The organism is Loktanella sp. Alg231-35 (assembly GCF_900143545.1).
Taxonomy (GTDB): domain Bacteria; phylum Pseudomonadota; class Alphaproteobacteria; order Rhodobacterales; family Rhodobacteraceae; genus Yoonia.
On record NZ_FREV01000005.1, the window covers coordinates 163,812 to 188,025 of the forward strand.

Sequence of the window (24,214 nt, forward strand, 5' to 3'; positions counted from 1 at the left end):
TTCTTACCTGCCCATGCAGTCCCCCCGCCTTGAGATCAGGAACATCGTCAAAGACTTTGGCGGCCGCCGGGTGGTGGATGACGTCAGTCTGACGGTCAGCCCCGGACAGGTGACCTGCCTGCTGGGGCCCTCGGGTTGCGGCAAGTCAACAACCCTGCGGATCATCGCCGGGGTCGAGATGCAGGACAGCGGCACCATCCATGTAGATGGGAAACTGGTTTGTGACACGGTGTTCCGACTGCCCCCCGAACGGCGCAACATCGGCCTGATGTTTCAGGATTTCGCGCTGTTCCCGCATTTGACGGTGGCACAGAACGTGGGGTTTGGCCTCAAAGGGGCAGGGTCGGCAGAGCGGGTGAACCTGCTGCTGGATAAGGTCGGCATGGCGCGCCATGCGCGCGACTATCCTCATCAGCTTTCAGGTGGCGAACAACAGCGCGTGGCCTTGGCCCGTGCGCTGGCGCCGAAACCGCGCATCATGCTGATGGACGAGCCATTTTCCGGACTTGATGACCGCCTGCGCGACGATATCCGCGATGAGACGCTGGATGTTCTCAAAAGCGAAGGAACAGCCGTTCTGCTGGTCACGCATGAACCGGGCGAGGCAATGCGCATGGCCGATGAGATCGCGCTGATGCGCGACGGCAGGATCGTCCAGCGTGGTGCGCCTTACAATATCTACAATGCGCCAACCGATCTAGATGCGGCGGCATTCTTTAGTGATATCAATGTGATCCACGGCAAAGTTGAAGGGGCGTTGACCAATACACCCTTTGGTCAATTCCTTGCCCCCGGCGTGCCGGATGGGACGGATGTTGATATCGTGATCCGCCCGCAGCACATCAAGATCGAGTTTGATCGCGCCGGGCGCGGCCCCAGCCCAACACCCGCCGAAGGCACTGCTGCACGCGGTGTTGTCGAACGCGCGCGGTTCATGGGGGCCTCTAGTCTTGTGGAATTCCGGATGGATTTTGACAATTCGATCCTGCGTGCCGTGGTGCCGTCGGTCTTTTTGCCCAAACCCGGTACGCCGCTGTGGCTGATGATTCGCCGCGACCGATGTTTTGTCTTTGCCAGCAAGTAAGCACAGCAAATTCTTGAGTTATCCCATGCGGGCAATCATAGTCCCTTTGAAATTTAGCAGTTTGATCAGGCGTCAAACGCGCAAGCACTTTGGCCTGACCCATGTAATGATTTGCCCCTTGGCGCGAGAGATGAGTGAGATGTTGATGTGAGCGATAAATTGAAGATTGCGATCGTGATCCCGCAGTTTCCGGGGCAAACCCACCTCTTCTTTTGGAATGAGATCAAAGAGCTGGAACGCTTGGGCGTTGAGGTGCATCTGTTCAGTACACGCCCCCCCGTCAAAACGCTGGTAGCGCATGACTGGTCGGACGCAGGCGCAGCACGCACAACCTACCTTGGGCTTGGCAGCCTGCGCGACAAGGTCAGTGCGACCTTGCGTCTGCCCGGTTGGCTTAGGGCAGTGGCCAAGCATGAAAAGACGTCCGGCGCGCGCAAAAGTGCGGCGATGTCTGCACCTGCGGCCATCGCGCTCAAAAAGGCCTGCGCAGAGCGTGGCATCACGCATGTTCACGCGCATTCTGCCGCGAATAGTGCAATGATTGCAGCACTTTGCCACCTTGCCGGTGGCCCACCTTATTCGATCACATTGCATGGCCCGCTTGTTGACTACGGCCCTGCACAGCCTTTCAAATGGGCACATGCGCAGTTTGGGATCATGATCACCAAGGTGCTCGAGGCGGCCTTCCTCGAAACACTCGGTGATGCCGCGCCGCCCAAACTTCATATGGGTCCGATGGGCGTCGATACAGAGGTGTATAAGCCGGAAGGCACCTATCAGCCGTGGGATGGTGACGAACCATTGCGTCTTTTTACCTGTGCCCGGCTCAATATCGTCAAAGGACATCAGACCGTCGTTGCCGCCTTGGAGCTGCTCAAGGCATCCGGCGTGACGGCGCATCTGACCATCGCCGGAGAGGACGATCTTGGCGGGACCGGCTATCGCAAAAACCTCGAGGCGATCATCGCATCAAGCACGGTGCCTGATCAGGTCACTTTGCTGGGAGCCGTTGATGGGGCAACGGTGCGCGAACATATTCACGGCTCGCATGCCTACGTGATGGCCAGCATGCACGAACCGCTTGGCGTGGCCTATATGGAGGCGATGGCCTGTGGCCGCCCCACCATCGGCACCAATGCGGGCGGCGTTGCAGAACTGATCAATCACGGGATCGACGGGCTGCTGGTTGAACCCAAAGACCCGCAGGCCCTCGCGGACGAGATCGTGCGGCTGGCCCGCGACAAGGCGCTTGCTGAACGGCTTGCATCCGCAGGGCGGGACAGGATCGTGACCGGCTTTGGATCAAACCGCAGTGCTGAAGTGCTGAAACTGGCGATCGAACAAATCTGATGATCGGATTGGACCAGATGAAACCGGCGATTACTTCACCCGCGCTGCCCGCCCGCCACGCCGTTTTGTGACCTTGCCAGAACGTGAGGGCAGTTCAGCCATGATGGCTTGCCGGTTTTCGGCGCTCATCCGTGACCAGGCACCAATTTCATCGATGGACCGCAGGCACCCTGTGCACAGGCGGCTTTCGGGGTGGATCACACAGACTTTGACGCAGGGGCTTTCGATTTCGGCCCTTTGCCAGATGTGATCTGTATTTTCAGGTTTCGTCACGTCTGTCCCCTTAGATGCGCCATGCGGTCTAGCATACCTTGCAGAATATACGCTGCGGCGACGTGATCGATCACCTCTGCGCGACGTTTACGTGACGTATCCGCCTCAAGTAGGGCACGTTCGGCGGCGACAGTCGACAATCGTTCATCCCAGAAGGTGATCGGCAGGGGCGTCAGTTTTTCCAGATTGCGGGCAAAGGCGCGCGTGGCTTGCGCGCGCGGGCCTTCGCTGCCGTCCATGTTCAACGGCAGGCCCAGCACGATGCCGCCCACCATTCGGTGGGTCAGAAGTTCTAGCAATTTGGCCGCATCAACGCCGAATTTCTTGCGTTTGATTGTTTCTGCCGGTGTCGCCACCGACCGCAGCACATCCGACAACGCCACCCCAATGGTCACCGTCCCCAGATCAAGCCCGGCGAGGGCACCCATATCGGGGATCTCCGCAACGAAGGCCTCCGGCGTGTCGCAGATCATTCCAAAACGCCTGCATCGCGTGCAGCATTGGTCAGGATTTCCATCCCGCGCATGCTGCTGACAAAAGCCTGCTGTGCTTCGATCCAGACAGTATTTGCGGCCTCTTTGTTACCCAACACGCCATAGGCGCGGATCAACCGTGCCCATTCCTGCGCTGTGCCGCCTTCGGTCGCAAGCCGGTCGGCCAGTCCTGCGACCATTCCGCCGATCATGGCTTGTTGGTCTTCGGGTGACAGTTCTGCCGCGGCATCCATATCGGCGAATGACGGGCCGCGGACCTCGGGCAGGGCATAGTCTACACCCGCCCGAAAGGCCGCATCGGCGACTTGCGCGCGGGCATTGGCCACGTGGAAATTATTCGGATCGCCGGTTTCGATGATGGCGCGCCACAGGCGCAGCGCCAGATCGGGACGGTCGGTTTGGTTATACAGGACACCCAGATAATAGCGCGCCACGGTGTTGGCGTCATTGCCGTCCAGAATATCGCGGATCAGCCGCTCTGCTTGGGGCGAAACATAGCCGCCAGCGGCCACAACCATCAAATCAAGCAGACGTTCGTGGTCGGGCGTCGTCGCCGCATCGCCCTTGATGGCAAGGATTTGTGCCTGTGCGGCGGCGGCGGCACTAAAGTCGCGCATTTCGACCTCGTGACGGACCAGCATCCACCAGACCTCCAGATCATCGGGGCGGGTCGGGGCGATCTCGCGCAGTTGGGCGACGGCGGTTAGGTAATCCTCGGGCAGATCTGCGGCGGGCGGGGCGGGGGCTGCGGCCTCTAGGGCGGCCTGATCGGGGCGGTTGGCGCGCATCTCTTCGCTGGCGGCCAAGCGGGCGCTGAGCGGCACATCAAGGTATCCCGGCGCGCCAGTGATCCAGTAAAGCCCAAAGCTCAGTCCCAATATAAGACCCGCCACAGTCAGCGACAGACCACGGGTGGGTGCAAACCCTGCGGCTGGCGCGGTCGCGGCATTGTTGGCGGCCAGCAGGCGGCGGGCAACCTCTGTACGGGCGCGCTCGGCCTCATCAGGGGCGAGCAATTCGCGTTCCAGATCGCGGTCAATCTCATCAAGCTGCGCGCGATAGATCGCGACATCGGGATTGTCATTGCCAATGGGTTTGGGACGCAGCAAAGGCGTCACCATCAGCGCGGTCACACTCAGGGTCAAAACAGCACAGACAATCCAGAACAGCATCACGCCTCACTTTACTCAGATGAGGTTCACATAACCCTCTGCATCAGGCGTGAAAAGAGCCTGCGACGATCCGGCATTTCACGCGAGCGTACACATGTCGTAAAATGCCAGCCAGACGCCGCTCTGAGTATCCTCTTTCGTTGTGGTCCGGTACAGATAGGATAGCAGCGGCACCGCCGCACTCAGCTAAGGATTCTAGCCCGATGAAACGTTACTCTGCCTTTGCCATCGCTCGTGAAGCCATGCGCCAGCATACTGGTTGGGATCGCGCCTGGGCCAAGGCGGAACCCAAGAAGAAATATGATGTGATCATCGTGGGCGCTGGCGGGCACGGGCTGGCGACGGCCTATTATCTGGGCAAAAACTTTGGGATCACCAATGTGGCGATTCTTGAAAAGGGCTGGCTGGGCGGCGGTAACACAGGCCGGAACACAACGATTATCCGCTCTAACTACCTGCAAGACCCGTCTGCCGCGATCTATGAAAAATCCCGTTCGCTTTACGAGACGATGTCTCAGGACCTTAACTACAACGTCATGTTCAGTCCGCGTGGCGTGATCATGCTGGCCCAGACCCAACACGAGGTGCGGGGCTACAAGCGCACCGCACATGCGAATGCCTTGCAGGGTGTCACCACCGAATGGATCGAACCCGCCCGCGTCAAAGAGCTGTGCCCGATCATGAATATCGATGGTCCGCGCTATCCGGTTCTGGGTGGTCTTTGGCAAGCGCGCGGCGGCACAGCACGCCATGACGCTGTCGCATGGGGTTATGCCAGAGCCTGTTCTGACATGGGCATGGATGTGATCCAGCAATGCGAAGTGCAGGGGGTGCGGCAGGAAAACGGCAAGGTTGTAGGCGTCGATACCACCAAAGGGCCGATTGATTGCGATAAGCTGGGGATGGTTGTGGCAGGCCACTCTGGTGTCATGTCACAGATGGCGGGCTTCCGGCTGCCGATTGAAAGCGTAGCCCTGCAGGCGCTGGTGTCAGAGCCGATCAAGCCTTGCATGGATATCGTTGTGATGGCCAATACGGTGCACGGCTACATGTCCCAGTCCGATAAGGGCGAGATGGTGATTGGCGGCGGCACAGACGGTTACAACAACTACACCCAGCGCGGATCGTTCCACCATATCGAGGAAACCGTGCGCGCCTTGGTCGAAACCTTCCCAATGATAGCAAGGCTGAAAATGCTGCGGCAATGGGGCGGGATCGTGGATGTCACCGGGGACAGGTCTCCGATTCTATCCAAAACACCGGTGGAGGGTATCTTTGTGAACTGCGGCTGGGGCACTGGCGGGTTCAAGGCAATTCCCGGCTCTGGCTGGGCGATGGCCGAATTGATGGCCAAGGGCCAATCGCCGCTGACGGATGAATTCAGCATGTTCCGCTTCCGTGAAGGTAAGTTTATTGATGAAAGCGTGGCGGCAGGGGTGGCGCATTGATGACACGTCAATTGCACGCGGGCAGAGCGACTTTAGTCCGCTCCGTCTTCATCCTCTTCAAAGCCGTCGCCGAACACCCGATCCACCAGCATCGAAATGATGGCGGCCGACAGAAATGTCCCAACAATGATCAACAGCAGTTCCATATGGCAGTGCTAACACAGGCCCCGTACACGCCAACCCCGGCGGCAGATGGCCGATGGGTTTCGGCGGAAATGGCCACCGTTCGCCCATTTTTGGCGGGGAAATCCGCCGACCTTCCTTTTCATAAGTCCCATGCGATGTTGGACTTGTCTGAAAAGGAGGACGCATCATGGATGAATTCAGTCGCGTTACACCCAGCACCTCAAATGGCGGTGGTATCGGCTTTCTGGTCGCAGCCGTTATCGTGGTGCTTGTCTTGCTTTATGCACTTTTTGCTGGCGGTTCCGTCAGCCCTACGGCTGATCCCGCAACAGTTGGTGCCACAGAAGAAGCCGCACCAGCGCTGGAAGAAACCGCACCTACCCAACCTGTCGCCCCGGCGACTGACAACTAGCCCAAACCCCACTCACCTTGGAAACCGCTTAGGCGGGCGCAGTCATGCGTCCGCCTTTGTTGTGTCGGGTATGCATGCCGTGTGGACGGCCTGCGCCCGCTTGGTGCCCCTTACGATCCCTCCAACATCCGAGGCTTGCCCATGCTAACTCTGCGTTGCCCATATTGCGGCGTCGATGTCGATGAAACCGATCTGCACGGCGAAGGTCAGGCGCATCTCAAGCGCGAAGGGCCGGGATCCTCGGACGCAGATTTTGAGGACTACCTCTTTATGCGCGAAAACCCCAAAGGGGTGCATTTTGAACGCTGGCGCCATGCCTTTGGCTGCGGCAAGTATTTTCACGCCGCCCGCTGCACCAACACATTGCAGGTCTTCGGCACATATTCCGCGCAAACGCTGGAACCACCACAAGAGATCAAAGACACAATATCGGGCGCACGTCCCGGATGGTCTTGGGGGAATTTCAAATGAGCACCCGTCTGGCGCAACGAGGTCGTCTGATCAACACAGACAAGGCCGTGTCTTTTACATTTAACGGCAAGCACTTGCGTGGGTATGAGGGCGACACGCTCGCCTCTGCCCTGCTGGCGAATGACCAGATGCTGGTTGGCCGGTCGTTCAAATACCACCGCCCGCGCGGCGTTGTGGCATCCGGTGCGGAAGAGCCCAATGGTCTGGTCAATCTTGGCCAGGGCGCCGCGTTTGAGCCGAACCAGAGGGTCACCACGACTGAAGTGTTCGAGGGGCTGACTGCCACATCGCAGAACCACTGGCCTTCGCTGGAATTTGACGTGGGTGCCATCAACACGCATCTGTCGCGGTTCCTGCCAGCGGGCTTTTACTACAAGATGTTCATGTACCCCCGGTCGTTCTGGAAGCACGTCTACGAACCGATCATCCGCAAGTCCGCCGGTCTGGGCAAAGCGCCCAAGGATCGCGATCAGGATACCTATGAACATTTCCATGCCCATGTTGACGTTCTGATCGTTGGTGGCGGCATCGCGGGTCTTGCTGCCGCCCAAGCCGCAGGCGAGCGCGGCGCACGTGTTTTGCTGATCGAACAGACCGCCCATTGGGGTGGCCGTGCTGCAGTTGACAGGCCAGAGATTGACGGAATGTCGGCGCAAGATTGGGTGAATTCCACCGTGCAAGCGCTTGAAGACATGGGAAATGTCGAATTGCGCCTGCGTTGTATGGGGGCAGGGGTTTATGATCACGGCTATACGCTGGCCTATGAACGTCTGACCGATCACCAGCCAGATGCCGATGGCCCGCGCCACCGTCTGTGGCGGGTGCGTGCCAAGCAGATTGTCACCGCCACCGGTGCGATTGAGCGTCCGTTGTCCTTTGCGGCCAATGACCTGCCCGGCGTCTTGCTGGCCTCTGCGGTGCGCGATTATGCGGTGAATTTTGGCGTGTCCGTGGGCGACCGCACGGTTGTCGTGACCAATAATGACGACGCCTATCGTACAGCGATCACGCTCCAGAATGCTGGTCTTGATGTGCCGGTCATTGTGGATGCACGGACAGAGGTTGAAGGCGATTTGATCGATGAGGCCCGTGCATTAGGTATCCGGGTTGAGCTGGGCAAAGGTATCGCCAAGGTCAAAGGCGGCAAGCGTGTCACGGGTATAGCACTTTGTGCGCAGGCCGGTGAAGGCGCTGTGCTGGAAGAGATCGACTGCGATTGCGTGGCGATGTCTGGCGGCTGGTCCCCGGTGGTCCACCTGTGGTCACATTGCGGTGGCAAGCTGAACTGGGACGCCGATCAGGTGATGTTCCGCCCTGATCCGGAACGTGCGCCAACAGGTGGCGACGGTGAGGCATTTGTCATTACCGCAGGCACGGCCAACGGGCATTTGTTCACAGCCGAAGCCGTCAGTGATGGCTGGGCCGCTGGTCGCGCTGCGGCCAAGGCCGCGGGTCATGCCAAGCGTGGCGGTCAAGCCCCGATGGGGCAGGACGCGGTCGAAGGTCCGATTTCACCGGTCTGGCTGATGCCGCAGGGCGCCAGCCATGCGCTGCGTTCCAAAGCATGGCTGGATTTCCAGAACGATGTGAAGGTCAGCGATGTGCAACTGGCTGCACAAGAAGGCTTTGAAAGCGTCGAACATGCCAAGCGCTATACGACCCTAGGTATGGCTACGGATCAGGGGAAGTTGAGCAATATCAACGGTTTGGCGATCCTGTCGCAGTCGCTGAACGCGGATATCCCAAATGTGGGCACGACGACGTTCCGCCCACCTTACACGCCGATTTCCATGGCTTCGATTGCCGGTGTTGCCAAGGATGAGCTGTTTCAGCCAATCCGCAAGACGCCCGTTTCGGATTGGGCGAATGCCAATGGGGCCGACAATGAACCTGTCGGCCAGTGGCGCAGACCTTATGCCTATGTCCGCGCTGGCGAAGATGTGCATGCCGCCGTCAACCGCGAGGTCAAGAATGCCCGCGAGAATCTTGGCCTGCTGGATGCCTCGACCCTTGGTAAATTGATCGTCAAAGGGCCGGACGCGGGCCGCTTTCTTGACATGATGTATACCAACATGATGTCGACGCTGCCTGTGGGTAAATGCCGTTATGGTCTGATGTGTACCGAAAACGGTTTTCTGATGGACGACGGCGTTGTCGCCCGCATGTCCGAGGATACGTGGCTTTGCCACACCACGACAGGCGGGGCCGAGCGTATCCACGGCCATATGGAAGACTGGCTTCAGTGCGAATGGTGGGATTGGAACGTCTATGTTGCCAATGTGACCGAGCAATATGCCCAAATCGCCGTCGTTGGCCCGAATGCGCGTAAGGTGCTGCGCAAGCTGGGTGGCATGGATGTAAGCGCCGAGGCGCTGCCCTTCATGCAGTGGCGTGACGGCAAGATCGGTGACTTTGACGCGCGGGTTTTCCGCATCTCATTCTCGGGCGAACTATCCTACGAAATCGCCGTGCCTGCGGGGCAAGGTGCGGTATTCTGGGATGCGCTGCTGGAGGCGGGTGCAGAGTTTGGCGCGATGCCTTACGGCACCGAGGCGCTGCATATCATGCGGGCCGAAAAAGGCTTTATCATGATCGGCGACGAGACCGACGGCACAGTGATCCCGCAGGACCTTAACCTGCAATGGGCGTTGTCCAAAAAGAAAGAGGACTATCTAGGCAAACGTGCCCATGGCCGCAGCCATATGGCGGACCCGAACCGGTGGAAGCTGGTGGGGCTAATGACTGAAGATGGATCGGTCTTGCCCGATGGTGCCTATGCGATTGCGTCAGGCACAAATGATAATGGGCAAGGAAACACGCAAGGTCGTGTGACCTCGACCTATTATTCGCCGACGTTGGAGAAAGGTATCGCCATGGGGCTTGTCCACAACGGGCCGGACCGCATGGGCGAAGTCATTGAGTTCAACAAGGTTGATGGCTCGACGGTGAAGGCGAAGATCGTCGATCCGATATTCTATGACAAGGAAGGGGAGAAGCAGAATGTCTGAAGCAATCAGCGCCCTGAACGGCAAAACGGCCGCCGGTGAAGTCACTGTGCGCGAGGCGGGTTTGCGCGGGATGATCATTCTGCGCGGTGACCTGAGTAACAAAAAACTGCGCGCGGTCTGTACTGAACTGACCGGCATGAAACCACCCCAGCAGGGACAGGCCAATTGCGCGGGCGACAAGGGCCTTTGCTGGATGTCACCGGATGAATTGCTGGTTTTGGTCCCCTATGCAGAGGCCGCGCAGGCGGTTGTGGCCATCGATGCAGCCCTTGCTGGCACGCATTATCTGGCTGAAAATGTTTCCGACGCCCGTGCGGTGATCTTTGTCGAAGGCACATTCTGCCGCGAGGTGATTGCAAAACTCGCGCCAGTCGATCTGCATCCTGACACGTTTCAGCCCGGTGATTTCCGGCGGACACGTTTGGGGCAGGTGGCCGCTGCATTCTGGATGCGGGACGCCGATACGTTTGAGGTGATTTGCTTTCGGTCGGTGGCCGAATACGCATTTGCGTTGCTCGCGGCTTCTGCCAAGGCCGGGCGCGTTGGGGCCTTTCCTGAAAGCGGCTAAGAAGCGTAGGCAGTTCTGTCCGCGTTGGCTGCATCTGCTAGCGCGGCATGGAGTTCGGGCAAATGCATCGGTTTGCCAAAATAGAACCCTTGCGCTGTGCCGCAGTTGATCTTGTGCAGGAACGCCAGTTCCTCTTCTAACTCGACACCTTCGGCCAGAACCGGCACGTCAAATGCTTCGGCCAGAAGCAGCGTGGCCTTGACGATGGCCGCGTGTTTCTTGTCTTTGTGCAGGTCCTGCACAAAGTTTTTGTCGATCTTGATCTTGTCAAAGGGGAACGCCTGCAGCGTCGCCAGTGACGAATACCCGGTGCCAAAGTCGTCCATGGCGATGCGAATGCCCATTTCGCGCAGGCGGTGCATCGCTTCGATCGTGTGGGTTTTGTCATTGATGATGCTGGCTTCTGTGATCTCCAGTTCAAGCCGGGAAGGGGGCAGATTGGTTGCTTTCAGAATCTCGGAGACTTTATCGACAAAACCGGCCTGAACCAATTGTTGCGGGGCCACGTTGACAGCGATGCTATAGGGTTTGTGCCAAGTTGCAGCCTCCTGGCAGGCGGTGCGCAGAACCCAGAGGCCGATTTCGCGGATTTGGCCGGTTTCTTCGGCAATCGGGATGAATTCTGCGGGTGAAATCGGCCCGCGCGTGGGGTGCTTCCAGCGCAACAGCGCCTCGAACCCGACGATGGCCCGCGACGGGATGCTGTTCTGAAACTGATAGGCCAGATCAAATTCACCGTTCGCGATGGCGCTGCGCATATCACGGGCCAGCAGCTTTCGGTCCCGGTTCTGCGCGTCCATCTCTGTGTCAAAGGCGCAAATGGTTGTTGCAGGTTCTTTCTTGGCGCGTTGCAGCGCAAGGTCGGATTTTTGCAACAAGGCCCGCAGGTCCGGCCCGTCCGTAGCACTATATGCTGTACCAATCGACGCGCCCAGCTTGATCGTGGCAGGCATTGTTTCAACCGGTTGCACAAGCAGCCCAAGGGCTAGTTCTGCAAGCGTCAAAACCTCCGCCGGGTTGCAGATACGATTTCCTGCAACCACAAACTGATCGCCATCCACACGTGCGACAAAGCCGTTGTCTTGCAGGCCGTCGGACAGCCGTGTCGCAATGATCTTGAGCACTTCATCGCCTGTCACATGGCCATAGAGATCGTTCACCTCTTTGAAATTGTTCACGTCGATTGAGAGCAGCGCCACCCGCACGTCTGGGTCACCCTCGTGTTCGGACTGATACGCTTTCAATGTCTGGTCGAGCGACAAGCGGTTGGGCAGGCCCGTCATCGGGTCAGGCAAGGCAGCATGTTCAAGCTGTGAATTGGCCTGTTGCTGCACATCCGTTTCGATACTGAAAGAGGCAAAGCCAATCAATAAAATGACAGAGGTCACGGCAATGATCAAAACGGCAAGTGTGGTGTCAGAGATCACTTGTTCGGGCACGTTCGCCGTACCATCAAGCACGATGTCAAACGCAGCCATGCCGGTGAAATGCATCGTGCAAATCGCCAGACCCATCATGACCGCCGCGCCAGGCCAAGAATGTCGCGTCGCAGGTTGTGCGATGCGGTGCGACGCACCCACCCCCAAGACGATGCCAAGTATGACCGAAACTGTGATCATTTTCCCGTCCCAGGACAGATGACCGGGTAGCAGAAAGGCGGACATCCCAAGAAAATGCACTGATGCAATGGTGATGCCAAAGACGGTGCCGCTGATCACGAAGGTGAAGCGCCCGTTCCTTTGCGCCAAGACAGTGGTGGACACGAACATCCCAACAACCGCCAAACCCAAAGAAGCAACGGTCTGAACAGGCTCATAGTCGTGTTCAACCCCCGGATCATAGGCCAGCATGGCAATGAAATGGGTAGACCAGATGGTGGTGCCTGCAATGATGCTGGTCAGCACCAGTTGAACCCGCCGCCTGCGGCCCGTCGTGCGCATCAGCCGCCGGTTCAAAAGCACGGAAAGACATGATCCGAACACACATACAAAACCTGCCAAAGCGACAAGCCCGTATGTGTGATCTAGAGTAAGGCATTCAATCACACGGTACATGCGGCACTCAATTGCGTTGCTGGTCCCCAATCGTTAGCGTGAAAGAGATAACAAAACCCTACCGCCGCAGCAGATCCGCACAATCAACCGGTGCAGCGCCAGAAAACCTCGGACTGACGCGCCACGCTCTTGACCTTCCCGGCCCATGTGACATCTATCAACGCATCCCTGTCCTCAACGCAGAAAGAGACTCGATATGGCATTTTCGCTTCCCGACCTTCCTTACGCACATGACGCGCTTGCCAGCAAAGGCATGTCCGCTGAGACCCTCGAATTCCACCACGACCTGCACCACAACGCCTATGTCACCAACGGCAACAAGGCCATTGAAGGCACGGAGTGGGAGGGCAAATCCCTTGAAGAGATCATCGTGGGCACATACGACAAAAGCGCCGTTGCCCAGAACGGTATCTTCAACAACATCAGCCAGCTTTGGAACCACAACCAATTTTGGGAAATGATGGGCCCAGATGGCAATGCGATGCCCGGTGAGCTTGAAAAAGCGCTGGTCGAGAGCTTTGGTTCCGTTGATGAATTTAAATCGCAGTTCAGTGCTGCGGGTGCAGGCCAGTTCGGTTCTGGCTGGTGCTGGTTGGTGAAGAACGCGGACGGTTCCTTGGCTGTGACCAAGACCGAAAACGGTGTGAACCCGCTGTGCTTTGGTCAGACAGCCCTGCTTGGTTGTGATGTGTGGGAGCATTCCTACTACATTGATTTCCGCAACAAGCGCCCTGTCTACCTGACTAACTTCCTTGATAATCTGGTGAACTGGGAAAACGTCGCCTCGCGCATGTAAATCCGGTCCGTCTGGACAATCACCAAGGCCCGTGGGACATCGTCCTGCGGGCCTTTTTCTTAGGAGCATGCGATGATCGGACCAACGCGAGACCAGATTTCTGCCGCCATGGCAGAGGTGCAGGATGATCTGATTGAAACACCGATACTGCCGCTGCGTTCGGCGCGGTTGGATGGTGTCTTGCCCGAACGCGCCCGCGTTACTGTCAAGCTCGAGCTGTTTCAGCAGGCAGGGTCTTTCAAGGCGCGCGGTGCCTTGTTGGGCATTCGCCGCCTGTCACCGGCCCAACGTGCCGCCGGGGTTGTGGCAGCAAGTGGCGGCAATCATGCGCTGGGCGTTTCATGGGCTGCCAAAGCGGCCGGGGTAGATGCGTTGATCACCATGCCCAAGGCGACGGACCCTGCGCGCATTGCAGGATGCGAGGCATTGGGCGCTACGGTGACATTGCATGATGATATGGCGGCAGCGTTTGCCGCGATGAATGCAGCGGCAGAGGCCGGGCGCACGCTGATGCATCCGTATGAAGCAGAGCATATGATCCTTGGCGCTGCGATCTGTGGGATGGAATATGCCCGGCAGGCCCCACAGATCGACACTTATGTCATTCCTATTGGCGGGGGCGGGATGATCAGCGGGATGGCCTGTGCCATCAAGCAGATGAACCCGGACACACAGGTGATTGGTGTGGAACCCTATGGCGCTGATAGCATGTCACAAAGTTTTGCTGCCGGCGAACCAGTCCGGCTTGAAAAAGTCGCCACCATCGCCGACAGCCTAGGAGCGCCCTTGGCGATGCCGATGACCTATGGCGTGGCGCGGGCCCATGTGGACCGGATTGTGAAGATTGACGACCGCGAGATGTTGGCGGCGATGGATATCTATCAAAACGTCCTGCGCATCACGGCAGAACCGGCCTGTGCAGCATCATTGGCAGCGACACTTGGAGTGCTCAACCATGACTTGTCGGGCCGCAATGTCGGGATTATCGCCTGTGGGTCGAACATCTCGCTAGAGCGTTACGCCGCCTTGATGGCGAGCCTATAGCGCGTCCTTAAGGATTGATTTCAGGGCGGGCACGTCTTTGGCCACGTCGACGAATGACAGGATGTCATCACCAGCAAAACCCTGATCTACCACATGCTCTAGCAGCTTCAAAAGCGGGTCCCAGAACCCATCCACATTGAGCAGGATAATTGGTTTGCCATGCAGCTTCAGTTGCCGCCAGGTGAGCGCCTCAAAGAACTCATCCAGAGATCCGGCTCCACCGGGCAAAACGACCACAGCGTCGGCGTTCATGAACATGACCTTCTTGCGCTCGTGCATCGTCTCGGTGATCACGAAGCTGTCCAGATCGCGTTTGCCGACTTCCCAATCCATCAGGTGGGTCGGGATCACGCCAAAGGTTTGCCCGCCTGCATCCTGCACGGACCGCGCAACCCGGCCCATCAGCCCCACATCTCCGGCCCCGTAGACAAGCCGCCAGCCATTGGCGACAAGCATTTGCCCGGTTGCCAGTGCGGCCTCGGCATAGGCCGGATCAACCCCATCGCGTGATCCGCAATAGACGCAAACAGATTTCATCATTTCAGACATTCGTAGCACCTCACGCAGCTTCGCTTTGACCGGTCATAGCGGCGTTGTTAAGGTGGCTCAACCAAATGCGGTGGGGGCACCGGTTATCGGGGCTGAGAGGGAAAGAATATCGTGTCAGAGGACGTCAAATCGACCAGATGGGTGGCGGTGCTTGGGGGCATCGTGGCCGTGGGCGTGGCTATTGTTGTGATCGCCTTCCTGCCAAAGCCGCAGATCGAGGAGGTTGCGGCGGTTGCGCCTGCACCAGAGACCGGTGTTGCAGAAGCACCAGAGATAGCAGAGGCACCAGAGGCACCTGCGCCTGAGGTTCAGGCCGAAGCCCCGGAGGAACCTGCGATTGTTTTGGCCCCTGTGGGTCCTGAGTTTGATACATTCCGGGTAGAGCCTGACGGCAGCATGGTCATCGCAGGCCGGGCGGAACCGGGGCAGTTTGTGGACATCATGCTGGGTGGCGAAGCCATTGAGCGCGTCCAGGCTGATGGTTCAGGCAATTTCGTGGCCCTGCTGCTGGCAGGCCCGTCCGATACGCCACGCCGCCTGTCGTTGGTGGGTGATCCCGATGGTGCAGCACTTGAATCCACCACCAGCTATATCGTGGCCCCAATTGTTGGCCCCGCAGTTGTCGCTGCGGCTCCTGCTGAGGAAGACACAGCACCTGCGAGCGATGCAGCAGAAGTCGCAGAAACCCAAGCCGAGGTGCCCGCCGCTCCCGAACTGCCAGAGGTAGATTTGGCGATTGCGGCCCCAGCACCGCCGCCAACCGTCTTGCAAGCCGATGAGGCGGGCGTGCGTGTTGTGCAGGGTGGCCCCGCGCTGAATGCGCCACAGGTGGACCCCAATGTCGCCCTTGACGCGATCACCTATGACCCCGAGGGCGAGGTGCGGCTGTCGGGCCGTGCAACAGGTGACGGCGCCGTGCAAGTCTATATCGACAATGAACCCGTGACGACGTCATCCGTGACCGAAGGCGGCGATTGGCAGATTGACCTGCCGTCCATTGATACCGGTGTCTACACCCTGCGGATTGATGAGGTGGACGAAAAAGGCGTTGTCGTGTCGCGTCTTGAAACGCCCTTCAAACGCGAAGAGGCAGAGGACGTGGCCGCCGTTCTGGCCGAGGAAACCTCTGTCGAAGGATTTGAGGTTGCGGTGAAGACTGTGCAACCCGGTGCGACGCTCTGGGCCATTGCAGAAGAGAACCTTGGCAGCGGCATCTTCTATGTCGAGGTTTTTGAAGCAAACTCTGATCTGATCCGCGACCCTGACCTGATTTACCCCGGCCAGATTTTCCGCATGCCCGAGATTTCACAATAAGGGCATGCCTGCTCTGGCAATCCTAGCTGCGGCGTCTTAGATACGTAGGCCGCAGCGGGGAGTTTTCATGCGTAGTCTAGCCAAAACCGAAGCCAACTTGAACGACGCACAGATCCAAGGCTGGAGCGTGATCCAGCGCGTTGTGCCCTATCTTTGGCCCGAAGGGCAGGGATGGGTCAAGCGCCGCGTCGTGCTGGCTTTGGCGGTCTTGCTGCTATCCAAGGTGATCGCCGTGGGCACGCCGGTGCTTTATAAACAAGCCGTTGATGCGCTGGCACCCGATGGGGCAGATGCCGCCACGGTGCTGGGCCTTGGCGCGGTTGGTTTGACGCTGGCCTATGGCATTGCGCGATTGATGACGGTGGGCTTTCAGCAGCTGCGCGACGTGGTGTTTACACGGGTCGGCCAACGCGCATTGCGTCAACTGGCGCTTGAAACTTTCACCCATATCCACCGCCTGTCGATGCGCTATCACATCACCCGCAAAACAGGTGGACTGTCGCGGATCATTGAGCGGGGGGTGAAGGGCGTCGATTTCCTGCTGCGCTTCTTGCTGTTCTCGATGGGGCCGCTTGTTCTTGAGCTTCTGATGATCTCGGTTGTGCTCTTTTTCTTGTTTGATGTCTGGTACTTGGCGGTCGTTGTTCTGACGATTGCGCTTTATGTCTGGTTCACCTTCAAGGTGACCGAATGGCGCGTGAAAATCCGCAAAGAGATGAACGATCAGGACACCGATGCCAACCAAAAGGCCATCGACAGCCTGCTGAATTTCGAGACTGTCAAATATTTTGGCGCCGAGCGCTGGGAGGCCGACCGCTATGACGTGGCGATGGCCAATTATGAAAACGCGGCGATCCGCACGAACTATTCGCTGGCTTTCCTGAATTTCGGCCAATCGGTCTTGATCACCGGTGGTTTGGTTGCCGTCATGGTGATGGCCGCAATGGGCGTGCAGCGTGGCGATCTGACGGTGGGCGATTTCGTGATGGTCAACGCCTATATGATCCAGATCACCATGCCACTGAATTTTCTTGGCACGGTTTACCGTGAAATCCGGCAGTCGCTGATCGATATGGGCGATATGTTTGACCTGCTCGAACAGCCGGCCGAGGTGCAGGACAAGCCTGACGCGGCAGATTTACAGGTGAACGGTGGCCGCGTGGCCTTGCAGGGTGTGACCTTCGGCTATGATGCCGCGCGCCCGATCCTCAAAGGTGTCAGCCTAGAGGTAGAGCCGGGGCAGACAGTGGCCATCGTTGGCTCTTCGGGGTCCGGGAAATCGACGATCGGGCGGTTGTTGTTCCGGTTCTATGATGTGGGCGACGGGGCGCTGCTGATTGACGGGCAGGATGTGCGTGACGTGACCCAAACCAGCCTGCATGCGCAGATTGGTGTCGTTCCACAGGACACAGTCCTGTTCAACGACACGGTGCATTACAACATCGCTTACGGCCGTCCCGGAGCCAGCGAGGATGAGATCATCGCCGCGGCCAAAGCCGCCAAGATACATGACTTTATCCAAAGCCTGCCGGACGGGTATGACACAACAGTTGGCGAACGCGGGCTAAAGCTGTCGGGTGGTGAAAAGCAACGGGTGGGCATCGCCCGCACGCTGCTCAAGAACCCGCCGATCCTGCTGCTGGATGAGGCGACAAGCGCGCTTGATACCGAAACCGAGATGGAAATTCAGGCCGAACTGAAAGCCATGGGCGAGGGCCGCACGGTGATCACAATTGCGCACCGTCTGTCGACGATTGCAGATGCGGATCGCATTGTGGTGCTTGAAGACGGTGTGATCGTGGAAGAAGGCCGCCACGATGATCTGCTGGCCAGCGACGGGCGCTATGCCCATCTGTGGAACCGCCAATCCGAAGAAGAGGCCGCGTAGGGTGGGTGAAACCCACGCGCGGCCCCAGAGTTTGGCGTCATGTGGGTTTTACCCACCCTACGCGGAAAGCACCTCGACCAATTTATCGAGTGCTTGATTCCAGCCACCTTCGCCAGCCGTCCCAGCGGGCACGCCCACATGCACCATGGTCATCTGGGTCTTGCCGCCTTCAGTACTTAACGTGACAATCACCTCGGTGATGTCAGGGCTGCCTTCAGGCATTCCCATGCTCTGCGGTGGGATGAGCGTGCCATCGGGTTGGCACATGCTTTCGGTGTAAACCAAGCGGTGCGGCGCGTTCAGCTCTTTGTAGACGCCAATGAACCACATGCTCATCTCGCGTTCGGGTGTCTTCATCACCATGTTGATCTTGCGTGTGCCACCCACAGTGACATCCATCTGGGCAGTTGGAACGCTCATCCCCATGGGGCCGTACCACTGTTTGAATAGGTCAGGGTCGGTCCACATCTTCCAGACCATGTCGATCGGTGCGTCAAATGTGCGCTGCAGGCGCACCCAATTGGGTTGATCAGTCATGTTTGGCGTCCTTCATTTCATTAAGTATGCGATCCATCGCATCAAACCGCACATCCCAGATGTGGCGGTATTGATCCGTCCAATGGGCAATGGCCTCAAGCGGTTCTGCATTTAGCGTGCAAGGGCGGAATTGCGCGTCGCGCCCCCGCGTGATCAGCCCGGCCTTTTCCAGAACACGGATGTGCTTTGAGATTGCAGGCAAGCTCATTTCAAACGGTTCGGCCAATGTGTTGACCGTCGCCTCGCCCTGGATCAGGCGCGCAAGGATGGCGCGCCGGGCAGGGTGGGCAAGTGCCGAGAATGTGGCGTCGAGTTTGGCAGAGCTGTCCATGGCGTCATGTAATAAACCAAATAGTTAATTAATCAAGTGGTAAAATAACGGCGCAACCGATGCTGCCAAAACAAAGGCCCGCAGCGTTGCGGGCCTTTGTCTTATTCTGCGGCTTGCATGGTCTGCTTAAGCTCCAGCGGTGGTTGCTTGTCCGGCGCATCATCCGTCCAGATGATCTCTGGCGCTTTGATCCGCTGGGCCTGCCGCCGCAGGGCCCAGTCGCGCGCGGCATTGCTGCTGCGGCCCATGGACAGCTTGGCCAGCAGTTGCGCAAACCACTGCACATAAGTCACAAACCAGACCCGCACCGCCAGCATGGAGGGTGTGAACACCAGTGTCAGGCCAGTGGCGATCCCCAGACCAAAGACAACGGCAGTCGCCAGTTGCTTCCACCAGAGTGCCGTCGGGCTGTCGATGGAATAGCCGCCGTTCATGAAATCAAGGCTGAGGCCGAACATCATCGGCGCAAGGCCCGCCATTGTGGTGATAGTGGTCAGCAGCACAGGGCGGATGCGCGCCTCTGCCGTGCGGGTGATCGCCTCGGCGCGGGGCATGTATTTGCTATATTCCTGATAGGTGTCGATCAGGATGATGTTGTTGTTCACCACGATCCCGGCCAAGGCCACGATGCCCGTGCCCGTCATGATGATCGAGAACGGCTGGTCCATCACCAACATCCCCACCAAGGATCCGGCGGTAGACATGACCACAGCCATCAGCACGAGGATTGAGTTGTAGATGCTGTTGAACTGGGCCAGCAGGATGATGAACATCAGGCCCAAGGCACCAGCAAAGGCAGTTTGCAGGAAGGCGCCTGACTCGGCCTGTTCTTCCTGATCCCCGGTCCATTCCCGATCAAGGGATGCGGGCAGGGGATTGGCGTCGAGCCATTCTGTTAGCACTGCAATCCGCTCGTTGGCATTCAGCGGCACCTCGGATGTCGTGTCGCCATTTACCAGTTCGGTCAGTCCGGCAGAGGTCGTGTCGCCCAGCAGGGTCACAACCTCGTAACGGTCCATGCCAACGGCCTCATCGTTGACAATCCGCACAATGGCGATGGTTTCACCATCAGCGGTCAGGTTGGTCAGGCCGGCTTCGACGCCTGCCTTCACATCAAAGAACCGTTTTTGATCAATCCGGTCGATCTGGGCCAGCTTTTGGACTGGCGTGCGGGTAATGAAATTCGACAGCGGGATCAGGCCCTGCGTGGTCCGCACTTTCAGGCTATCAAGGGTCGAAAGGACGCGGTCCTGCTCGGGCAGGCGGACGCGGATTTCGATTTCTTCATCAGAGGTTTCGACGCGCATCGTATCGAGCAGGATGCCCCGTGTGACCATTTGCACCATGGCGCCCACTGTCGCGACGTCCGCGCCGTAGCGGCCTGCTTTTTCGACATCCACATCAATCTGCCAGTCGATGCCGGGCAGGGGCAATGAATCCTCGATCGTGATCAAACCGGGGGTTTGTTCGAACTGCGCCCGCACCAAGGTGGTGGCAGCGCGCAGTTCTTCGAAGTTGTCACCCCTCAGCCGCAGATGCACTGGCTTGCCCGATGCCGGACCGCGTGCCTGGGCGAGGATCTCTGTCTCGATGCCGGGGATGGTGTTGAGCTGTGCCTGAAGTTCCTCTAGCACCACATCACCGTCAAGCTCTGCAATGCCTGCGCGTTCTTCCCACGGGATCGTTTCAAGCTGGACCTGACCAATGGAATCGCCCGGTGTGCTTGCGCCGCTGGCGTCGGTATTCAGGCCGCCGTCACCGGCAAAAGAAAAGGCGGTGATCACGCCGGGGTGGGCCAATACGACCTCTTCGGCTTGCCGCACCAGATCATCCTTTTCCGCAAGCGACAGGTTGCCGCGCGCACGCACATAGACGATGGCCTGTTCGGGCTCGGATTCAACGAAGAATTCAACCCCATTGTTGTTGGCCCCGTAGTAGCCAAAGATCGAAATCACAGTGAAGACAACCGCGCCAACGGTCACAAGAGGCATCACCGGGTTGCCCGCGATGAAGTTCATGAAATGACCAAAGGGCGACCGGCGGTAACCTGCTTTGATCGTCTTGGCCTGACGCTCGATTTTGGCCGCGCCAATGGTGATGGACAAAAGGAACGCACCCAGAAGGAACAGCATCATGCCGGGCAAGCTATCGCTGAGCCCCGCTGTTTGCACCGCTTCACCGGACAGATATCCGGGGTTCAGCGTTAGCATGGCACCGGTAAAGACGACCATGATCGCAGGGAACACTAGCAATGCCCGCACAAACCATGGCAGGCGCGCGCGCAGCGCGTCCGAGGTATTGCCGAACATCCGGCTCATCCGGCCAGTGACACCACCCATGACAGGCAGATAGATCAGGGCGACGACAAGTGACGCCGACAGAACAAAGATCAGTGTGACGGGCAGCATTCCCATGAATTGCCCCGGTACACCGGGCCAGAACAGCATCGGCAAGAAGGCACATAATGTCGTCGCGGTGGAAGAGATAATAGGCCAGAACATACGCTTGGCCGCCTCCACATAGGCGTGCATTGGGCCCGAGCCTTCGCGGATGCGTTTGTCGGCGTATTCGACCACCACGATGGCCCCATCGACCAGCATACCCACAGCAAGGATCAGACCGAACATCACAATGTTCGAGATTGTGATCTCCATCACGGCCAGCAGGGCAAAGCACAACAGGAACGATGTCGGGATTGCAAAACCCACCAATAGGGCAGGCCGCGTGCCCAAAGCGGCAAGCACTACGATCATGACCAAGGCGATGGCGGTCAGGACCGAACCCTCCAACTGGCTGACCATGGAAGCCACGTTGCGGGATTGGTCGTTCGATGTGCCTACCTCAATGGCGGCTTGCAGCTCGGGCGACCAGCCTGCGCGTTCTTCCTCGACCACTTCGCGCACAAGGGCGGCCGTGTCGATCAGGTTGAACCCTTTGCGTTTGACCACTTGCAAGGCCACCGTGTTGACCCCGTTGAAACGAGCCGTGCCTGCGCGGTCTTCAAAGGTCAGCCGGATCGTGGCCAGATCGCCAAGGGTGATCACACGGTCGCCATTGGTCTTAACGGGCAGGTTGTAGACATCCTGCGGTTCATCAAACGAAGAGGGGATTTTGACCGAGAAAGAGCCTTGGGCGGTTTCAACCTCGCCTGCGGCAATCAGCAGGTTGTTGTTGCTGACGACGCCGATCAATTCACCCGCGGTGACGTTGTAGGCCTCCAGCTTAAGAGGGTCGATGACAACCTCAAGCATCTCATCGCGCTGTCCGGCAAGCCCGGCCTCTAGCACCGCATCCAGCGCCTCGATACTGTCTTGTAGGTCTTTGGCCACACGTAACAGCGTGCGTTCGGGCACTTGTCCCGTCAGGTTGACGATAACGATGGGGAATTCAGAGAAGTTGAATTCGTCGATGGTATAGCTGTCGGCACCGTTAGGAAACTCTGCCTCGGCGCGGGTCATCGCGGCGCGCACATCGGCCAGCACCTGTGTCTTGTCCCAGCCAAAGTCGAATTCCAGCACTACAATGGCGTAATTCTCGGCCGCTGTGGCTGACATCGTATCAAGCCCGTCCAGATCACCCAGTTCGGCTTCCATGGGTTTGACCAGCAGTGATTCTGCGTCGGCAGCGGAAATGCCCGGAAACGGAACCGAGACAAAGACAGCCGGGATTTCAATGTCAGGCTCGCCTTCCTTTGGCAGGCCGACATAGGCCATCCCCCCCGCCAAAAGCGAAAGACCAATAAAGGCAAGCACCATGCGGGCGCGCGAGGCGGCCCAGTCAACTAAACCGGTCATCCTTTGGCCTCTGAAAATGTCGGCGCAACTTTGACGCCATCAATAACAAATTCCTGCCCGACGGTGATGATATCAACCGTCTCGGGCAGGTCAGTGACCCAAACGCCGTCGGCGGTGTCGCGCAGCAGAGTGACAGGCATGAATTTGGCGATGTTGCCCTCGCTGACGGTGCGCACGCCAAGGACACCGTCATCATCCAGCGTCAGCGACGACTGGGCGATCAGATGTGCCGCGCGCCCATCGGACGCAATCAGGATTTCGGCGGTTTGACCGTCGCTGATTGCCAGATCCGGGTTGTTCACGGTGACTTCGACGCGGAACGTGCGGGTTAGCTCATCAGCGCTGCGCGAACGAAAGGTGACGCGGCCCTGTACTTGTTGACCGTCCGATAGCCGGGCGCCGGCCAGTGCGCCAACTGTTACTTTGGACACGTCTGTTTCTGGTGCAAAACCCACCAGTTTGATTTCATTGAGCTGAATGATCGTCGCACAAGGCGTGCCGGGCTGCATCAACGCGCCTAATTCGGCTGTGTCAGTTTCCAACAGGCCCGAGAAGGGCGCGCGGATGGTCAGTTTTTCAATCTCGCGGGTGGCGGATGCGACGGCCGCCTGCGCGGATTCAATTCCAGCCTGTGCCGAGGCAACAGCCGAACTGGCGCGCTGCACACCGGCGGTTGCAGCTTCCATCGCGGCCTGTGCGCTGACAACGCGCGTTTCAGAGGCAAAGCCGTCTTCGGACAGGCTACGAGCGGCGTTAAGGTTGATTTCGGCCTCGCGGACGCGGGCGTTGGCTTCGAGCACACCAGCTTCGGCTTCGGGGACGCGGCCTTGCGCCTCGGCCAATCGGGCACGTGCTTCGGCCAGTGACGCCTGACGGGTGCCTGGATCAAGGCGGCACATTTCATCGCCTTCATTGACGGACGCGCCTTTGCGCAGTGGTTCGGAGATAACAAGACCGGATGTTTCTGAGGCCACTGTAACCTGGCGTGCGGCCTCTGTTTGGCCGCGCAGGATCACGGCGCTGTCGATGGTTTGGGCAACCGAGTGTAGGGCAACAACCCCAATAATAGATTCGTCAGTTGGCGCCGCAACATCGTCTGTAGGCGCTTGTGTTGTCGTGAGCGTCTGTTCTTGCGCAGGCGCGCCTTGGGCGAAATCGCGCAGGCGGTCACGCTCAAACACAACAAAATATAGGCCCACGAGCACCAAGATTGCGGTAATGATCGGAATGATCTTCATCGTCGTTGTTCCTTTGGATGCCACAACGTCCTGCGTGGCCCTGTGTTTGGTCGTGTCATTCTTACGTAAACGCTTATGGCACGGATCATAAATACATACTAAACCATTCAGTTCACTTTATAGCGAAGTTTCCGCCACGGCAAGGATCGTTTTTCGGCTTTGCGCAAGGAAACGTGATGCCATTTTTGCCTCTACCCTTGTTCATTGCGCCAGCTTCACGATATGAACGCCAAAAGACGTATAATAACCTGCCAAGAGTGAGG

20 protein-coding genes are annotated in these 24,214 nt (G+C 58.4%); 11 read left to right on the forward strand and 9 right to left on the reverse strand.

Translation table 11 applies throughout. The features are described 5' to 3' along the window. The first annotated feature begins 13 nt into the window (after positions 1 to 13). Together DHN10_RS13540 and epsE are read left to right on the forward strand one after the other, a co-directional pair. Positions 14 to 1,084, forward strand: a complete 1,071-nt coding sequence (locus DHN10_RS13540; RefSeq protein WP_108815879.1) for an ABC transporter ATP-binding protein — start codon at positions 14 to 16, stop codon at positions 1,082 to 1,084. Positions 1,085 to 1,231: 147 nt separating this feature from the next. Further along, positions 1,232 to 2,434, forward strand: coding sequence for an exopolysaccharide biosynthesis GT4 family glycosyltransferase EpsE (gene epsE, locus DHN10_RS13545; RefSeq protein WP_234417131.1), 1,203 nt, complete (start codon positions 1,232 to 1,234; stop codon positions 2,432 to 2,434). A gap of 30 nt (positions 2,435 to 2,464) precedes the next feature. On the opposite strand, the gene DHN10_RS13550 is transcribed toward epsE, so the two are convergent. Genes DHN10_RS13550 through ccmI form a run of 3 tightly spaced genes read right to left on the reverse strand, consistent with a single transcriptional unit; the run spans position 2,465 to position 4,373 of the window. Next, entirely contained in the window at positions 2,465 to 2,707 is a 243-nt protein-coding gene (locus DHN10_RS13550) for a DUF1289 domain-containing protein (protein WP_108815880.1), read from the reverse strand. Next, on the reverse strand, positions 2,704 to 3,180 hold the full coding sequence (gene ruvX / locus DHN10_RS13555; RefSeq protein WP_108815881.1) for a Holliday junction resolvase RuvX: 477 nt from the start codon (positions 3,178 to 3,180) through the stop codon (positions 2,704 to 2,706). Before ruvX ends, DHN10_RS13550 begins: the two co-directional genes overlap by 4 nt. After that, a complete protein-coding gene (gene ccmI / locus DHN10_RS13560) occupies positions 3,177 to 4,373 on the reverse strand; it encodes a c-type cytochrome biogenesis protein CcmI (RefSeq protein WP_108815882.1) in 1,197 nt (398 codons plus the stop codon). Before ccmI ends, ruvX begins: the two co-directional genes overlap by 4 nt. A 203-nt stretch (positions 4,374 to 4,576) precedes the next feature. On the opposite strand from ccmI, the gene DHN10_RS13565 reads away from it, so the two are divergent. The 5 genes from DHN10_RS13565 (at position 4,577) to DHN10_RS13585 (ending at position 10,406) form a co-directional block, all read left to right on the forward strand. Further along, complete coding sequence (locus DHN10_RS13565; protein WP_108815883.1) at positions 4,577 to 5,821, forward strand: sarcosine oxidase subunit beta family protein; 1,245 nt, start codon at positions 4,577 to 4,579, stop codon at positions 5,819 to 5,821. Between the two features lie 313 nt (positions 5,822 to 6,134). Continuing rightward, entirely contained in the window at positions 6,135 to 6,359 is a 225-nt protein-coding gene (locus tag DHN10_RS13570; protein WP_108815884.1) for a hypothetical protein, read from the forward strand. Positions 6,360 to 6,500: 141 nt separating this feature from the next. Beyond that, positions 6,501 to 6,830 carry a sarcosine oxidase subunit delta gene (locus tag DHN10_RS13575; protein ID WP_108815885.1) on the forward strand — a complete coding sequence of 110 codons (330 nt, stop codon included), beginning with the start codon at positions 6,501 to 6,503 and terminating at the stop codon, positions 6,828 to 6,830. Further along, a complete protein-coding gene (locus tag DHN10_RS13580; protein ID WP_108816072.1) occupies positions 6,827 to 9,838 on the forward strand; it encodes a sarcosine oxidase subunit alpha family protein in 3,012 nt (1,003 codons plus the stop codon). Before DHN10_RS13575 ends, DHN10_RS13580 begins: the two co-directional genes overlap by 4 nt. Further along, positions 9,831 to 10,406 carry a sarcosine oxidase subunit gamma gene (locus DHN10_RS13585; protein ID WP_108815886.1) on the forward strand — a complete coding sequence of 192 codons (576 nt, stop codon included), beginning with the start codon at positions 9,831 to 9,833 and terminating at the stop codon, positions 10,404 to 10,406. Before DHN10_RS13580 ends, DHN10_RS13585 begins: the two co-directional genes overlap by 8 nt. Here DHN10_RS13585 and DHN10_RS13590 read toward each other — a convergent pair. After that, positions 10,403 to 12,346, reverse strand: a complete 1,944-nt coding sequence (locus DHN10_RS13590) for a putative bifunctional diguanylate cyclase/phosphodiesterase (protein ID WP_234417132.1) — start codon at positions 12,344 to 12,346, stop codon at positions 10,403 to 10,405. The two genes, DHN10_RS13585 and DHN10_RS13590, sit on opposite strands and share 4 nt — an antisense overlap. 310 nt (positions 12,347 to 12,656) lie before the next feature. On the opposite strand from DHN10_RS13590, the gene DHN10_RS13595 reads away from it, so the two are divergent. Next, complete coding sequence (locus tag DHN10_RS13595; RefSeq protein ID WP_108815888.1) at positions 12,657 to 13,256, forward strand: superoxide dismutase; 600 nt, start codon at positions 12,657 to 12,659, stop codon at positions 13,254 to 13,256. Between the two features lie 72 nt (positions 13,257 to 13,328). Further along, positions 13,329 to 14,300, forward strand: coding sequence for a pyridoxal-phosphate dependent enzyme (locus tag DHN10_RS13600; RefSeq protein WP_108815889.1), 972 nt, complete (start codon positions 13,329 to 13,331; stop codon positions 14,298 to 14,300). On the opposite strand, the gene DHN10_RS13605 is transcribed toward DHN10_RS13600, so the two are convergent. Further along, entirely contained in the window at positions 14,295 to 14,849 is a 555-nt protein-coding gene (locus DHN10_RS13605; protein ID WP_373456714.1) for a TIGR00730 family Rossman fold protein, read from the reverse strand. The genes DHN10_RS13600 and DHN10_RS13605 overlap by 6 nt on opposite strands. A gap of 111 nt (positions 14,850 to 14,960) precedes the next feature. Here DHN10_RS13605 and DHN10_RS13610 point away from each other — a divergent pair, with 111 nt between their 5' ends. Then, the gene (locus DHN10_RS13610) at positions 14,961 to 16,163 is read left to right on the forward strand and encodes a LysM peptidoglycan-binding domain-containing protein (protein ID WP_108815890.1); all 1,203 of its coding nucleotides are present in this window, start codon (positions 14,961 to 14,963) and stop codon (positions 16,161 to 16,163) included. Between the two features lie 67 nt (positions 16,164 to 16,230). Beyond that, positions 16,231 to 18,051, forward strand: a complete 1,821-nt coding sequence (locus tag DHN10_RS13615) for an ABCB family ABC transporter ATP-binding protein/permease (protein ID WP_108815891.1) — start codon at positions 16,231 to 16,233, stop codon at positions 18,049 to 18,051. A gap of 57 nt (positions 18,052 to 18,108) precedes the next feature. On the opposite strand, the gene DHN10_RS13620 is transcribed toward DHN10_RS13615, so the two are convergent. The 4 genes from DHN10_RS13620 to DHN10_RS13635 all read right to left on the reverse strand — a co-directional run bounded on the left by DHN10_RS13620 (position 18,109) and on the right by DHN10_RS13635 (position 23,951). Beyond that, positions 18,109 to 18,588 carry an SRPBCC family protein gene (locus tag DHN10_RS13620; protein ID WP_108815892.1) on the reverse strand — a complete coding sequence of 160 codons (480 nt, stop codon included), beginning with the start codon at positions 18,586 to 18,588 and terminating at the stop codon, positions 18,109 to 18,111. Then, the gene (locus DHN10_RS13625) at positions 18,581 to 18,919 is read right to left on the reverse strand and encodes an ArsR/SmtB family transcription factor (RefSeq protein ID WP_108815893.1); all 339 of its coding nucleotides are present in this window, start codon (positions 18,917 to 18,919) and stop codon (positions 18,581 to 18,583) included. Before DHN10_RS13625 ends, DHN10_RS13620 begins: the two co-directional genes overlap by 8 nt. Before the next feature lie 101 nt (positions 18,920 to 19,020). Further along, a complete protein-coding gene (locus DHN10_RS13630) occupies positions 19,021 to 22,713 on the reverse strand; it encodes an efflux RND transporter permease subunit (RefSeq protein ID WP_108815894.1) in 3,693 nt (1,230 codons plus the stop codon). Further along, entirely contained in the window at positions 22,710 to 23,951 is a 1,242-nt protein-coding gene (locus DHN10_RS13635; protein ID WP_108815895.1) for an efflux RND transporter periplasmic adaptor subunit, read from the reverse strand. Before DHN10_RS13635 ends, DHN10_RS13630 begins: the two co-directional genes overlap by 4 nt. Positions 23,952 to 24,214: the final 263 nt, after the last annotated feature.